This is a genomic window from Bacillus sp. AK128 (assembly GCF_053903075.1).
In genome coordinates, this window is record NZ_CP096379.1 from 2,508,924 (window position 1) to 2,522,500 (window position 13,577).

The window sequence follows — 13,577 nt, forward strand, 5'->3', positions numbered from 1 at the left end:
TGAGTTTAACCTTCTAATAATAAATCTTCAGGGTCTTCCAATAACTGCTTAACACGAACTAAGAATTGAACAGCTTCTTTTCCATCAATAATACGATGATCATAAGAAAGGGCTAGATGCATCATCGGTCTTACTTCAACGGTATCGTTCTTTTCATCAACAACAACTGGACGTTTTTGGATTTTATGCATCCCTAAAATTCCAACCTGAGGTGTGTTCAAGATAGGAGTAGAATTTAACGAACCAAAAATCCCTCCATTTGTAATGGTAAACGTACCACCGGTTAAATCATCTAGTCCTAATGAGTTATTTCTAGCCTTTTCAGATAACCTGCCTATTTCACGTTCAATTCCAGCAAAGCTTAGTCCATCCGCATTCCTAACAACAGGTACGACTAAACCATCATCTGTCGATACGGCAATCCCAATATCATAAAACTTTTTAAGTAGTATTTCATTACCTTGGATTTCTGCATTTACTAATGGGAATTCCTTTAACGCACCGATTACAGCTTTTGTGAAAAATGACATGAAGCCAAGCTTAACATCATTTTTCTTTAAAAATGCATCCTTACGGCGATTTCTCAGGTCAAGAATAGCTGTCATATCCACTTCATTAAAAGTAGTAAGCATCGCTGCAGTTTGCTGAGCTTCAACAAGACGTTTTGCAATGGTTTGACGTCTTCTTGACATTTTAATTCGCTCTACTCGATGATCCTCTTGCTTTGTAGCCTTCGTTTGAGGTGCTGTATTCGTTTCTTCTTTTTTCGAAGAGGATTGTTTTTTGTAAGCTTCTACATCCTCTTGACGAATTCGACCTAATGGATCCTGGTAAGGGATTTCATTTAGATCAATTCCTAGTTCACGGGCCCGCTTTCTTGCAGCAGGGGATGCAATTGGCTTTCTATCCTTACCTTTTTCTGGATTTGACTCTGATTGTTGCGAACTCTCTTTTGGTGTTTCATCTTTTGTTACAGTTTTTGGTTCATCTTTTTCTTCAGTAGCTTCTTCTGTTTTGGTGGATTCATTTGTTGTTGATGCTGTTCCTTTTTCATCCAGCCTTGCAATGACTTGCCCGACTTCTACCGTATCACCAGGCTGAAAGAGGAACTCAGCAATCACGCCACTATCTTCACTATTTATTTCAACATTTACTTTATCTGTTTCAAGCTCAGCGATCGCTTCACCTTTTTCTATAAAATCCCCTTCTTTTTTAAGCCATTCGGCAATCGTACCTTCTGTTAGGGACTCAGCTAGCTCTGGCACTTTAATTTCCTTCATTCCTTGCTCCCCCTTTACTCACATTTAACGCATCCTCAACAATTCTTGCTTGTTCATGCTTATGAATATGTGGCTCACCTGTAGATGGGCTAGACCGTTTATGACGACCAATATATTCAACGTTAACATTGTCCGGAACAAGCTCTCTAATATAATCTTGTATAACTGTCCAAGCACCCATATTCTTTGGCTCCTCTTGAACCCAACATACTTCATCAAGATTAGAGAAACGACCAAGCAGTTCTTTTACTTCCTTTTTAGGAAACGGATACAGTTGTTCGACTCTAGCTATGTGTAGAAGACTTTTATCCTTATTCTCCATTTTATCAAGTTCCGTTGCGAGATCTATTGCCACTTTTCCACTGCATAAAATGAGGCGTTTCACTTTGTCAGGTTGTTCGCCTGTTCCTTTTTGCTCTAAAAGTAACTTGAATTCCCCGTCACTTAGGTCTGTACCAGGTGATCCTGTCAAGGAATGGCGCAATAAACTTTTTGGTGTCATGATAATTAATGGTCGAGCTTCTTCTCGATCAGTTATAATGGCCTGCCTTCTCAATATATGAAAATATTGTGCTGCACTTGTTAAATTAGCTACAGTCCAGTTATTTTCGGCAGCTGATTGGAGAAATCTTTCCATCCGACCGCTTGAATGTTCAGGGCCTTGACCCTCATAACCATGAGGAAGGAGCATAACTAGACTTGATTTTTGTCCCCACTTCGCACGACCCGCAGCGATAAATTGGTCAATAATCGGTTGAGCAACATTCACGAAATCTCCAAATTGAGCTTCCCACAATACCAAGGCTTCCTGTGCTTGAACACTATATCCGTATTCGAATCCTAAAACAGCAGACTCTGACAATGGGCTGTTAAAAAGAGAAAACGAGGCTTTGGCATCAGGTAAATGGTGCAATGGTAAATACCTATTGTTATTTTTATAGTCATGCAAGACTAAGTGTCGATGAGCAAACGTTCCTCTTTCACTATCTTGCCCAGTTAAACGGACTGGTTTACCATCATTTAAAATCGAAGCAAATGCCAATGTTTCTGCTAGGGCCCAATCAACATGATTCCCATCTTCTAGTGCTTTTTCTCTACGCTTTAGAATCTTTTCAAGCTTAGGATAAACATTAAAATCTTTTGGCCATTCCAATAAATTTTGGTTTATTGTTTTGAGGACATCCAAAGGAACGGTTGTATCCACAACTGGAATACCTTCTGAAACTGGTTTAGGAATAGGCTTTTTCTCATCACTAGCTTTCTTTTCAATTAATTCATCAAAGATAGACTGAAGCTTTTCCATAAATACACTTTCTTTTTCGCTTCCTTCTTCTTCTGTTATTATTTGCTTTGAAACTAAAACATTCATATATTTCTTAGCCACGGTAGGGTGGTTTTTAATTTTTTCATATCTTAACGGTTGAGTTGCTGATGGATCATCCATTTCATTATGACCAAAACGTCGATAGCCAACTAAGTCTATTAAGACATCCTTTTGGAACTTTTTACGATATTCGTATGCAAAAACCATCACTGCTAGACAACTTTCAGGATCATCAGCATTAACATGAAGGATTGGGATTTCAAAGCCTTTTGCTAAGTCACTTGCATACGTAGTGGAACGAGAGTCCTCATAATCTGTAGTAAATCCAAGCTGATTATTAGCAATAATGTGTATGGTGCCACCTGTTTCATAACCTTTTAAACGGCTTAAATTAAGCGTTTCTGCCACAACTCCCTCTCCTGGAAAAGCCGCATCTCCATGAACAAGTACGCTAAATGCTTTTTGCTTATCAGGATTTGGAAAGCCCTTCTGATGACGTTCTTGTTGGGAAGCCCTTGTCATTCCTTGAACAACAGGATTAACAAACTCAAGGTGACTAGGATTATTTGCAAGATTGATTCGAATAGTCCGCTCTTCACCTTGAACCTCACGATTAGCCCCAAGATGATATTTAACATCACCAGACCAACCATAATTGATTCCACGAGAACCTTCTGATGGAACTAGCTCCTTGTTAGGAGCATGGTGAAACTCAGAAAAAATAAGCTCATACGGTTTACCAAGAACGTGAGCCAGTACATTTAATCGTCCACGATGGGCCATTCCGATAAATATATTCTCAGTATGATCCTCACAGCCTTCTTCAATAAGCTTATCAAGCATTGGTACAAGCATATCTAAACCTTCAATAGAAAAACGCTTCTGGCCAACAAACGCCTGCTGTAGAAACTTTTCAAATCCTTCTACCTGGAGAAGTCTTTCAAGGAGTTTCATTCGTTCTTCATCAGGAAGAGCTATATTAATCTTTTCCTGTTCAACGTATTGATCTAACCATTGTCTTTCAACTTCATCATGAATATGCTCAAACTCATATGCAATACTTTGAGAATACACATTGGACAAATGCTCATATGCCTCTAAGCCATTTTTAATAAAGTGTGGAGCATCTTCCCAAAGCAATTCTACTGGAATTTGCTCGAGTTGAGCTCTTGTGAGGTTATATGAATCCAGTTCTTTAAATCTTGATACTTTTGAATACTTGTCTTCAAGTGGATTGATCGTTGCAGCTAAGTGTCCAAATCGACGAAGATTTCTTAACAGTTTCATGGCAGAAACTGTAGCTTTAAGGTCTTGGTTTTGGACAGGCTGCACTGTTGGTTCAGCTAAATGAGCAGATTCATCCTCTATAGGAGGTGGACCAATTTGTTCGAATAAAGCTTTTAATGTTTCATCAACGGAAAGTGGGTCTTTCTGGTATTTTTCATACGCCTCATAAATATAGCCCATATTTGGACCATAAAATGATTCCCATATTCTTTTTGATTCACTATTGTTCATAATAAATGCCCCCATTCTCTCTTAGGGATCAAGTCCTTGATCAGTTGGATTTGTTGTTTATTACATACTTATCAAATTAATTGAACATTATGTAAGGTATTTAAAGCTTACCATACTATACCCAAATCTATCTAATTTTCTAACATAATTCAATGAAGAAACTGATTTATTTTAAAATATAACAGTGTCTATCTTAAAATTATCACCTTGCTAGCACTTAGCTATCAATTTCACCCTCCTACTATACTCAGTTATTACCTATGTTTTTTTGGATAAAAGGCTTAGATCTACTACTAGTTTCCCTATTATCTTTACTTTCTTTTTCTTTACTTATCCAGTAAAGCGTACAATTAGTTTAAAGTTCTTTATGGCCTTAACAAGAGTAGATAAAAGAATCCATAAAAATAGCTTGAGGATAATATCCTCAAGCTATTCATTATTTTGACAGAATAGAAATAAATTCCTTCATATAATCAGGTAAATCCGGTGGACGTCGACTAGACACAATATGTCCATCTACTACCACTGGTTCATCTACCCACGTAGCCCCAGCATTCTCCATATCATCTTTGATACCGGGTGTACTAGTTACTTTTCTGCCTGATAAAATTCTAGCTGAAATTAGAACCCAGCCAGCATGACAAATCTGCCCAATAGGTTTCTTTTGTTTATCCATCGCTTTTACCATATTTAATACTTCATCATATCTTCTTAATAAGTCAGGTGACCATCCACCTGGTACTAAAATGGCGTCATATTCATCAGGGTTTACATCTTTAAAGGAAAGATCCGATGTAATCGGAACCCCATACTTCCCTACATATTTTTCATCTGCCTTTTCTCCAACAATAACTACTTTTGCTCCTTCTTCTCGCAACCTCAAAACGGGATACCATAATTCAAGGTCTTCAAAATCAGGGCTTACTAACTGGATTATTTTTTTTGACTTAAGTTTCATTAACTTACCTCCATCTTTTGGTTATGTGGTTATGTAGATTGTCTACCCTTTTTTCAAGCATAATAACCAATCTTTAGTCTTCTATTGGTAAAATATAGCGATAAGGAACTGGAGAAGCTAAAACAGTTGATGTATTAATTTGTCCATAAGGAATTAGTCGGTCAATCAATAATCTCATATTATTCATGTTTGATACAGCAGCCTTTATTACATAACTTACTTCCCCAGTCACACGATGGCACTCGATAATTTCCTCTGTGTCAATCGCCATTTGTTCAAACTCTGAAATGGAGACTTTTAAGCTCCCCACTAAGATAATAAGCATAATCTCTCTACCCACCCCTGGTAATGAGACCCTTGTTGTAAATTCTTCAATCACTTTATTTTCCTGCAACCGGTGGAGTCTTTCTGTAATACTTGGTCTGCTTAAAGCTAATTCAGTTGATAAGTCACTAATTGTCATCCGAGCATTTTTTTGTAAAAGTTCTAGTAGTTTGAGATCTATCTTGTCCACTGAAAACGCCTTCTTTCAAAATGAATACGAATATTCATTAATTAATTCAATTTGTTTATGATTTTAACATAATACCTTCATTATTGCATGTGAATTACTCCGTTTATCTTTTATATTTATTATAAGGATATTTATACAAGAAACGGGGTGAATATATATGAAAAAAATATTATTAATATTATTAGGCTGTTTTGTTGTTACTTGTGGTGTCATTCTTTTAAGACACTCTAATATCGTTACTGGTGGTACTGCGGGCCTTGCATTAAGTGTTACCTATCTTACAAACCTCCCCTTTGCGATCATCTTCTTTATTATTAATCTCCCTTTCTATATTTTCTCTGTGCTTCAAATGGGCTGGAGATTTACATTAACGACTGCAGGTGCTGTTTCTGTTCTGTCCCTTATGACAGCTGTTGATCAGTTTCTGCCTAGCTTCACGATTCCTATGCTAGTGGGATCTATTTTAGGTGGGTTATTAATTGGATTAGGTTTAACTGTCATTTTTATGAATGGAGCCTCTCTCGGTGGAGCTAATATTCTAGCACTCTTCTTGCAAAAACGGTTTAACTTTAATCCCGGTACCGTAAATTTTATATTTGATTTGCTTGTTGTTTTATCAAGTTTCTTCTTACTAGGCTGGATAAAAGGGTTGTGCTCAATTCTCTCCATCTTCGTAATCTCAAAAGTTATCAGTTATTTCAAGGAAGACATCAAGAGAAAAACAACTGCACCAGTTAAAAAAGATCAATATTCAAGAAGAAAAGTACATGTTCCTCTTGCAGACTAATAAAAGGACACTGTTCATTGGACAGTGTCTTTTATATTCATTATAGTTTCAGATATCAACCTATGCTTGGGCCGAAACTTCTGATAGAATTTCTTAATACTATGTTATTAAAAGGAGCACCTCTCATGAACAAAAAAGAACTTGAACAAAGCATTATCCATAATTACCAACAAGACGAAAAAATGATGATTCTTGTGTTTGCTCAGTGGTGTGTAAACCATGACCTTAATCCTGAGGCACTATATGTAAAAGCTTATCCAGACCAAGGTTCTAATCCCCATTTACGAGAAGCAATGGAGTTAACTGTCGATAAACATGAGGCCGGAGAAATATCCGATCACACATTATTAGGTGTTCTGTCTCTATTTGGCAATGAGGAGCTTGCCTTTATTGTCACTGAAGAAATAAAAAAAAGAATCTAAATTGCAACCAAAAGTAGTTATAAATTTTTATTAAAACCAATATTACAAACAACCTGCTTTTGTCAGTACAGATTATATTTATGACTATTTGATTAATATGGCCTTATCGCTTAATCATAATAATAAAAAAGCCAGTAACGTGCCTAATGTCCCATAAAAAAGTGAAAACGGCATGTTTCTTATCATGATGCGATATGGATTCTGTTTGGTGTTCATTGAGGTTAACGTTACAGTCACCCCATAGGCTCCCACTGTTGCAGTAGTCAATGCACCCACAATGAGTACTATTCCGATGCTTAAAGGATTAACAAATGAAAATAATGGCTGAATCACCTCTGCTAGAATTCCAATCGTTGCTACCGGATGAACCCCAATTAGTGTCATCCCCAGGTAAGTAAATTGTATGAGCAATAAGATAAGTAAAGGTGAACCTTCTGCTGCTATAAATGGTTGCTGAATAAGTTGTAGGAAGGGAGTTTCATTTAAGGTACTCGTAAAAAAAGACAATGATAAAAAAAGGACGACAAAGTTTTGAATATTATTAGAACGAATCTTCCAAGATTTCCACCCAATATGAATAAAACTTCGTGTTCTTTTCATGAGTATCGCCCAACCAAATGAAAAGGGTAGTATGACTAATGTAACTGACAAAATAAAATTTAAATGAAATACATTCCCGGCCGTTACGACAAGAGTTAAAAATACGATAAGAGCGCTTATAAGCTTGATGATATATATTGTAACCTTTTGCGGATCTAGTTTTCTTATCCTCCTAGTTTCAGCTGGTTCATAGGGGAAATCTTTAAATCTTCTTCTACCGTTCCACCAATCTATTAATAAAACAAAAACAGATATCAGGACTAACCATGGTAAATATTTTAAATAACTCACACCTGTAGCTTCTATCGTCATAGCGACCATGATTTCCATCGGACTCCACGCAAGGGCTAAAGCAAATGCACGTAGTGTAATTCTACTTATAAAGGAATCTCTGAGCTTCTTTTTAGCTTTCGAAAGATTATTCATCAATATTTCTTGAGTTAATGATAATGCCGATATATTAATAAATGTGCATAAAATATAAGTCGTAAAAGAACTTCTTACATAAAGCTTTCCTAAGTTTGAGACGTTGTCCTCCATCATTTCCTTCAGGCGTCTGTCATACCGTCCAGCTCTAACTATACTGTTCATCCAAGGAAGAACAAGTAAAAATGCCAATAACGGCATATTTACAGTCATAAATTCAGGAATACTCCCAACTGATAAATTAGAGGTTATAAAAAGAATCACACCAACACTAATAAATAAACTCCCAAGAATTCTAAATAATTTACTAGCACCAAAAAATGATAGCATCAACATAGGTATCGCTAGAATTCCTACAAGTAAGTCTATAAGACTATTTCCCCAAAATATATTAACTGTATACACTACCAAAATAAAAGTATATATGATATACATATTTTTCAAAATGGTTCGCTTCATAGGTTTTACCCCTTTGCTCTAGATGATCATAATTAAAAAAAGGATGTTTTTATATAGATTGTTGCTTTAGGTAAGCCAACAAAGTTTTAGAAAAGAGCTTAATAAAAAGACGGCATCTGGATATCAGAATACCGACTCTTCTTTATGTTTAAGGCTTAATTTTTCTACCTTCTTTAGCGGACAAACGGATTGCATCTAGAATAAGTTGGACACGATGGCCATTTTCAAAGGTTGGTAATGCTTCAGTAAGATGACTATTACTAACAGATGAATGTAGATGATCTAACATAGGATAGAACGCTTGATAATAAGAGAGGGCTCTAGCCGATAAATCACTTGGTTCTTCAATCCTCCTTGTTAGCTCTACAGCTGATAATTCATCATTTCCTATAGCCACTTCGACTATTTGATCATCTGTCAAAATAAGAGAACCATTTTTACCGAAGATTTCTAATTTCCACTGGTCAGAACGATGCCTCGTAGCTGATAATAGTTCGACTGAAAAGCTAGTTCCCTTTTTCAATGTTCCAAATGCTTGGAAGGAATCCTCTGCTGTACGCTCCTCCGTTTCACCATCATGTGTTACTTTTTGAACATGGATTGGTAATTGACCACTTACTTCATTTACATCGTCCTCTAACCACCATGTTAATGAATCAAACATATGTGACCCAATCGCACCAAGCATTCCTCCACCATACTGTTCTTGTCCGAGCCATCCACGATGATTCTTTAATAAACCTTGATAAGAGGAAAAGTTCGCTTTATATGAAACATGAGTAATCTCACCTAAACTCCCACTTGATAAGATTTCCTTAACCTTCATTCTAGCTGGCAGAAATCTAAATTCAAAATTAATGAAACCAAATTTTCCAGCTTGATCTCTAGCCGTAATCATTTGCTTCGATTCATTTGCATCAAATGCCATTGGCTTTTCACATAGGATATGTAAATTCTTTTTAAAACCCTCTAATACCATGTCATGATGTAAGTAAGGAGCGGATGCTATAGAAAGTAAGTCAAGTTCTTGCTCTTGCAACATTTTCTTCCAATCATCGTAAATATTTTCAACTCCGGTTTCCTGTTTAACAGAATCAAGATTTCCCCGATATACACTTGAAATCGCAACAACTTCAAAACCTGGATGAGATTGCATAATTGGAGCATGTACCTTTGCACCGAAGCCTGTTCCGATAATTCCAACTCTAATTTTCTTTTCCAACCCAAACACCTCTCAACTTGTAATATTTATATATTTGTAATTTTAGCCATTTTCCTATTTTTATTATTACATAAGGAAAGACAAAAAAAAGAAATGAATAAACAAACACCAACTTAAAGTTGATGAAGAAGATCATCAACAAATCGGTGATGGGGACCTGTTCCATTAAATAAAGAAAAAGGCCCATAGAACGTCCCACCCCGTTCAATTGAATCAATAAAGAGCCCCACTTTAGAATGGCCGGCTCTTTATTAAAATCACTCACTAATATTCGTAATTTCAGTTCCTGGAAAATAGAACTGCAGAATTTCCTTATAAGACTTCCCTTCTTTTCCCATGACATGGGCACCCCATTGACTCATGCCTACACCATGACCATAGCCTCTTCCTTTCATCGTATATTCACCATTCTGGTCTTTTAGGGAGTCTATTAAATAGCTCTTAAAAAGAACTCCACCGATCATCGGCCTTATTTTATTTATGTTAACATCCTCTAGTTTTATCTCGTTATAAAGTACTGTTCCATCAATTATTCGTTGGAGGAATTGAATGGATATAGAGCCCTTTAGTGAACGGCCAGAATCAAGACGTTGACTTGATAGTTCAAATCTAGGAATTGAGAGAATTTTAATCTCCCCTAGGTATCCCTGCCTTTCTAACCACTTTTTCATAGTAGTGGTAACTCCCTCATCCTTTTCAACAAGATTTTCCCATGATTCAGATTGATCCCAGTTTATATCTTCCAATTCAATTTGAGTGTGCTTTAACTTGTATTCCCAAGGGTTAACTGGATCATAAGGATCTGGTTTAATTGGATAGTAGGAAATAGACTTTCCTCCCCAAACATTTTCATTACTTTCAGTCACTCCACCATTACTTGCAGAGTAAAAGGCATCAATTAATTTATTTTGAAAAGTTATTACTTCACCTTTTGTTTCCTCTACTGCCCTTGTTGTTGAAGGTCTCCAATCATACCCTGCATAAACTTGATATTGAATCGTATCATTCATGTCTGCGTTAAGATGTGAGACTGCATAGGTTCTTGCTGCAAGCGCCTGAGCTTTTAATGTCTCAATGCCCCATGAAGGGAAAACCTCAAATGGAACTACTCCCTTTAAATAATCCTCAAGTGGTAATTGATTAACTGGTCTAATATATTTGTTTTTTTCAATTTGAAATTCAAAGGCACCTAAATAAGAGCGATCATTAATTGTTATTACATGATTTTCATCATACGCTCTTGGTACAAGTGCAAAAGTACCATTTAATTTTTGTTCTACACCTCCACCAATTATATAAAGCTGTCCTTTTTTCACTACAAGGTAATATGTAGTCCCCTCCAATAAAGTTAATGTAGGATCTAATGACATGTAATCTCCCTTTAATTGAAGTGCTACCTTAGAAGTTTCTCCAATATAATTAACAAGTTTAACCTTTACAATCTTTTCATCTGCTTCTACCATGCTTGTAAATGACAATATAACTAAACTAATTAGGCAACCAAGTAAATATCTCATGACCATAGATTCCCATCCTTAGCCATTAATTATTCTCATGACAGTTATTTATATAATAATTCTGTTGGGATTTCGAAATGACAATTTTATTGCTTAAATTTAAGTTTTTTGCATTATAAGATCACAGTAGATTATGTAATGTTACTAGAACCAGCTGATACAAAGGCTAATCCATGACGAATATGCATCTAATTCTGTAGTTTTAAGATAATTCCACGAAAAATACATCTAATTCCGTAGTTTTTAAGTTAATTCCATGAAAAAGTAAATTAATTCCACGATTTTCTCATTTATTTCACGATTTCTTATAATAATTCCGCAGAAACCAATTGGACCTACATAATCTAACTTTCCAAAAGTATCAACCAAACTATATAGCTTATCAACGATTATTATGTTTTATATAGTAAATGGCAGACTTAAAAACGACATTTCCATATTATTACATATTTGAAGTCTTTTATTTTAAAATTGGCAACAAAAAAGCGTAACTACAATAGCTACGCTCTTTCTCTTTGCTTGGCAACGTCCTACTCTCACAGGGGCAATGCCCCAACTACCATCGGCGCTGAAGAGCTTAACTTCCGTGTTCGGAATGGGAACGGGTGTGACCTCTTCGCCATCATCACCAAACTATTTGATTGAAGGATTGCTCCCTCAAAACTAGATAATGTTCGTATGCAAGATTGTCGTTTAAATATGGTTAAGTCCTCGACCTATTAGTATCTGTCAGCTCCACGTGTCACCACGCTTCCACCTCAGACCTATCAACCTGATCGTCTTTCAGGGGTCTTACTTCTAAAGAATGGGAAATCTCATCTTGAGGGGGGCTTCATGCTTAGATGCTTTCAGCACTTATCCCGTCCACACATAGCTACCCAGCGATGCCCTTGGCAGAACAACTGGTACACCAGCGGTGTGTCCATCCCGGTCCTCTCGTACTAAGGACAGCTCCTCTCAAATTTCCTACGCCCACGACGGATAGGGACCGAACTGTCTCACGACGTTCTGAACCCAGCTCGCGTACCGCTTTAATGGGCGAACAGCCCAACCCTTGGGACCGACTACAGCCCCAGGATGCGATGAGCCGACATCGAGGTGCCAAACCTCCCCGTCGATGTGGACTCTTGGGGGAGATAAGCCTGTTATCCCCGGGGTAGCTTTTATCCGTTGAGCGATGGCCCTTCCATGCGGAACCACCGGATCACTAAGCCCGACTTTCGTCCCTGCTCGACTTGTAGGTCTCGCAGTCAAGCTCCCTTGTGCCTTTACACTCTACGAATGATTTCCAACCATTCTGAGGGAACCTTTGGGCGCCTCCGTTACATTTTAGGAGGCGACCGCCCCAGTCAAACTGCCCACCTGACACTGTCTCCCAGCCGGGTTACGGCTGTGGGTTAGAATTTCAATACAGCCAGGGTAGTATCCCACCGACGCCTCCACCGAAGCTGGCGCTCCGGCTTCTCAGGCTCCTACCTATCCTGTACAAGCTGTACCAAAATTCAATATCAGGCTACAGTAAAGCTCCACGGGGTCTTTCCGTCCTGTCGCGGGTAACCTGCATCTTCACAGGTACTATAATTTCACCGAGTCTCTCGTTGAGACAGTGCCCAAATCGTTACACCTTTCGTGCGGGTCAGAACTTACCTGACAAGGAATTTCGCTACCTTAGGACCGTTATAGTTACGGCCGCCGTTTACTGGGGCTTCAATTCAAAGCTTCGCTTACGCTAACCTCTCCTCTTAACCTTCCAGCACCGGGCAGGTGTCAGCCCCTATACTTCGCCTTGCGGCTTCGCAGAGACCTGTGTTTTTGCTAAACAGTCGCTTGGGCCTTTTCACTGCGGCTCTCTCGGGCTTTCACCCTACCAGAGCACCCCTTCTCCCGAAGTTACGGGGTCATTTTGCCGAGTTCCTTAACGAGAGTTCTCTCGATCACCTTAGGATTCTCTCCTCGCCTACCTGTGTCGGTTTGCGGTACAGGCACCTCTCACCTCGCTAGAGGCTTTTCTTGGCAGTGTGGAATCAAGAACTTCGGTACTATATTTCCCTCGCCATCACAGCTCAGCCTTTATGGTAAGCGGATTTGCCTACTTACCAGCCTAACTGCTTGGACGCGCACTTCCAATCGCGCGATTCTCTATCCTCCTGCGTCCCCCCATTGCTCAAACGGTGAGGAGGTGGTACAGGAATATCAACCTGTTGTCCATCGCCTACGCCTTTCGGCCTCGGCTTAGGTCCTGACTAACCCTGAGCGGACGAGCCTTCCTCAGGAAACCTTAGGCATTCGGTGGACAAGATTCTCACTTGTCTTTCGCTACTCATACCGGCATTCTCACTTCTAAGCGCTCCACCAGTCCTTACGGTCTAGCTTCAACGCCCTTAGAACGCTCTCCTACCAATGTCGTTAGACATTCCACAGCTTCGGTGATACGTTTAGCCCCGGTACATTTTCGGCGCAGAGTCACTCGACCAGTGAGCTATTACGCACTCTTTAAATGGTGGCTGCTTCTAAGCCAACATCCTGGTTGTCTGGGCAACTCCACATCCT

9 protein-coding genes and 2 rRNA genes (1 of these 11 only partly in view) are annotated in these 13,577 nt (G+C 38.4%); 2 read left to right on the forward strand and 9 right to left on the reverse strand.

All coding sequences use genetic code 11. The features are described 5' to 3' along the window. Window positions 1–5: 5 nt before the first annotated feature. From odhB to M1D60_RS12500, 4 genes are all read right to left on the reverse strand, one after another. On the reverse strand, window positions 6–1,280 hold the full coding sequence (gene odhB, locus M1D60_RS12485; RefSeq protein WP_456275205.1) for a 2-oxoglutarate dehydrogenase complex dihydrolipoyllysine-residue succinyltransferase: 1,275 nt from the start codon (window positions 1,278–1,280) through the stop codon (window positions 6–8). Then, window positions 1,267–4,122, reverse strand: coding sequence for a 2-oxoglutarate dehydrogenase E1 component (locus M1D60_RS12490; RefSeq protein WP_456275206.1), 2,856 nt, complete (start codon window positions 4,120–4,122; stop codon window positions 1,267–1,269). The genes odhB and M1D60_RS12490 overlap by 14 nt, the downstream gene beginning before the upstream one ends. Before the next feature lie 436 nt (window positions 4,123–4,558). Then, a complete protein-coding gene (locus M1D60_RS12495) occupies window positions 4,559–5,080 on the reverse strand; it encodes a type 1 glutamine amidotransferase domain-containing protein (protein ID WP_456275207.1) in 522 nt (173 codons plus the stop codon). Window positions 5,081–5,153: 73 nt separating this feature from the next. Beyond that, window positions 5,154–5,594 (reverse strand): Lrp/AsnC family transcriptional regulator, encoded by a 441-nt coding sequence (locus tag M1D60_RS12500; RefSeq protein WP_456275208.1) that lies wholly within the window; start codon window positions 5,592–5,594, stop codon window positions 5,154–5,156. Window positions 5,595–5,751: 157 nt separating this feature from the next. Here M1D60_RS12500 and M1D60_RS12505 point away from each other — a divergent pair, with 157 nt between their 5' ends. Both M1D60_RS12505 and M1D60_RS12510 read left to right on the forward strand, forming a co-directional pair. Beyond that, the gene (locus M1D60_RS12505) at window positions 5,752–6,381 is read left to right on the forward strand and encodes a YitT family protein (protein WP_456275209.1); all 630 of its coding nucleotides are present in this window, start codon (window positions 5,752–5,754) and stop codon (window positions 6,379–6,381) included. A gap of 125 nt (window positions 6,382–6,506) precedes the next feature. Further along, complete coding sequence (locus M1D60_RS12510) at window positions 6,507–6,803, forward strand: hypothetical protein (RefSeq protein WP_456275210.1); 297 nt, start codon at window positions 6,507–6,509, stop codon at window positions 6,801–6,803. Between the two features lie 114 nt (window positions 6,804–6,917). Here the strand turns inward: M1D60_RS12510 and M1D60_RS12515 are convergent, their stop codons facing one another. The 5 genes from M1D60_RS12515 to M1D60_RS12535 all read right to left on the reverse strand — a co-directional run. Further along, window positions 6,918–8,288, reverse strand: a complete 1,371-nt coding sequence (locus tag M1D60_RS12515) for a hypothetical protein (RefSeq protein WP_456275211.1) — start codon at window positions 8,286–8,288, stop codon at window positions 6,918–6,920. A 148-nt stretch (window positions 8,289–8,436) separates the two neighbouring features. Further along, a complete protein-coding gene (locus tag M1D60_RS12520; RefSeq protein WP_456275212.1) occupies window positions 8,437–9,510 on the reverse strand; it encodes a Gfo/Idh/MocA family protein in 1,074 nt (357 codons plus the stop codon). A 257-nt stretch (window positions 9,511–9,767) separates the two neighbouring features. Beyond that, a complete protein-coding gene (locus tag M1D60_RS12525) occupies window positions 9,768–11,033 on the reverse strand; it encodes a SpoIID/LytB domain-containing protein (RefSeq protein ID WP_456275213.1) in 1,266 nt (421 codons plus the stop codon). A 511-nt stretch (window positions 11,034–11,544) separates the two neighbouring features. Continuing rightward, window positions 11,545–11,660 (reverse strand): 5S ribosomal RNA (rrf, locus tag M1D60_RS12530). A gap of 66 nt (window positions 11,661–11,726) precedes the next feature. Then, window positions 11,727–13,577: ribosomal RNA gene (locus tag M1D60_RS12535) — 23S ribosomal RNA — on the reverse strand (it continues 1,075 nt past the right edge of the window).

Bases quoted from the DNA above. Each gene is read 5' to 3' on its own strand.
- odhB (WP_456275205.1), bottom strand. From the start codon at position 1,280: ATGAAGGAAATTAAAGTGCCAGAGCTAGCTGAGTCCCTAACAGAAGGT.
- M1D60_RS12510 (WP_456275210.1), top strand. From the start codon at position 6,507: ATGAACAAAAAAGAACTTGAACAAAGCATTATCCATAATTACCAACAA.
- M1D60_RS12495 (WP_456275207.1), bottom strand. From the start codon at position 5,080: ATGAAACTTAAGTCAAAAAAAATAATCCAGTTAGTAAGCCCTGATTTT.
- M1D60_RS12505 (WP_456275209.1), top strand. From the start codon at position 5,752: ATGAAAAAAATATTATTAATATTATTAGGCTGTTTTGTTGTTACTTGT.
- M1D60_RS12525 (WP_456275213.1), bottom strand. From the start codon at position 11,033: ATGGTCATGAGATATTTACTTGGTTGCCTAATTAGTTTAGTTATATTG.
- M1D60_RS12490 (WP_456275206.1), bottom strand. From the start codon at position 4,122: ATGAACAATAGTGAATCAAAAAGAATATGGGAATCATTTTATGGTCCA.
- M1D60_RS12515 (WP_456275211.1), bottom strand. From the start codon at position 8,288: ATGAAGCGAACCATTTTGAAAAATATGTATATCATATATACTTTTATT.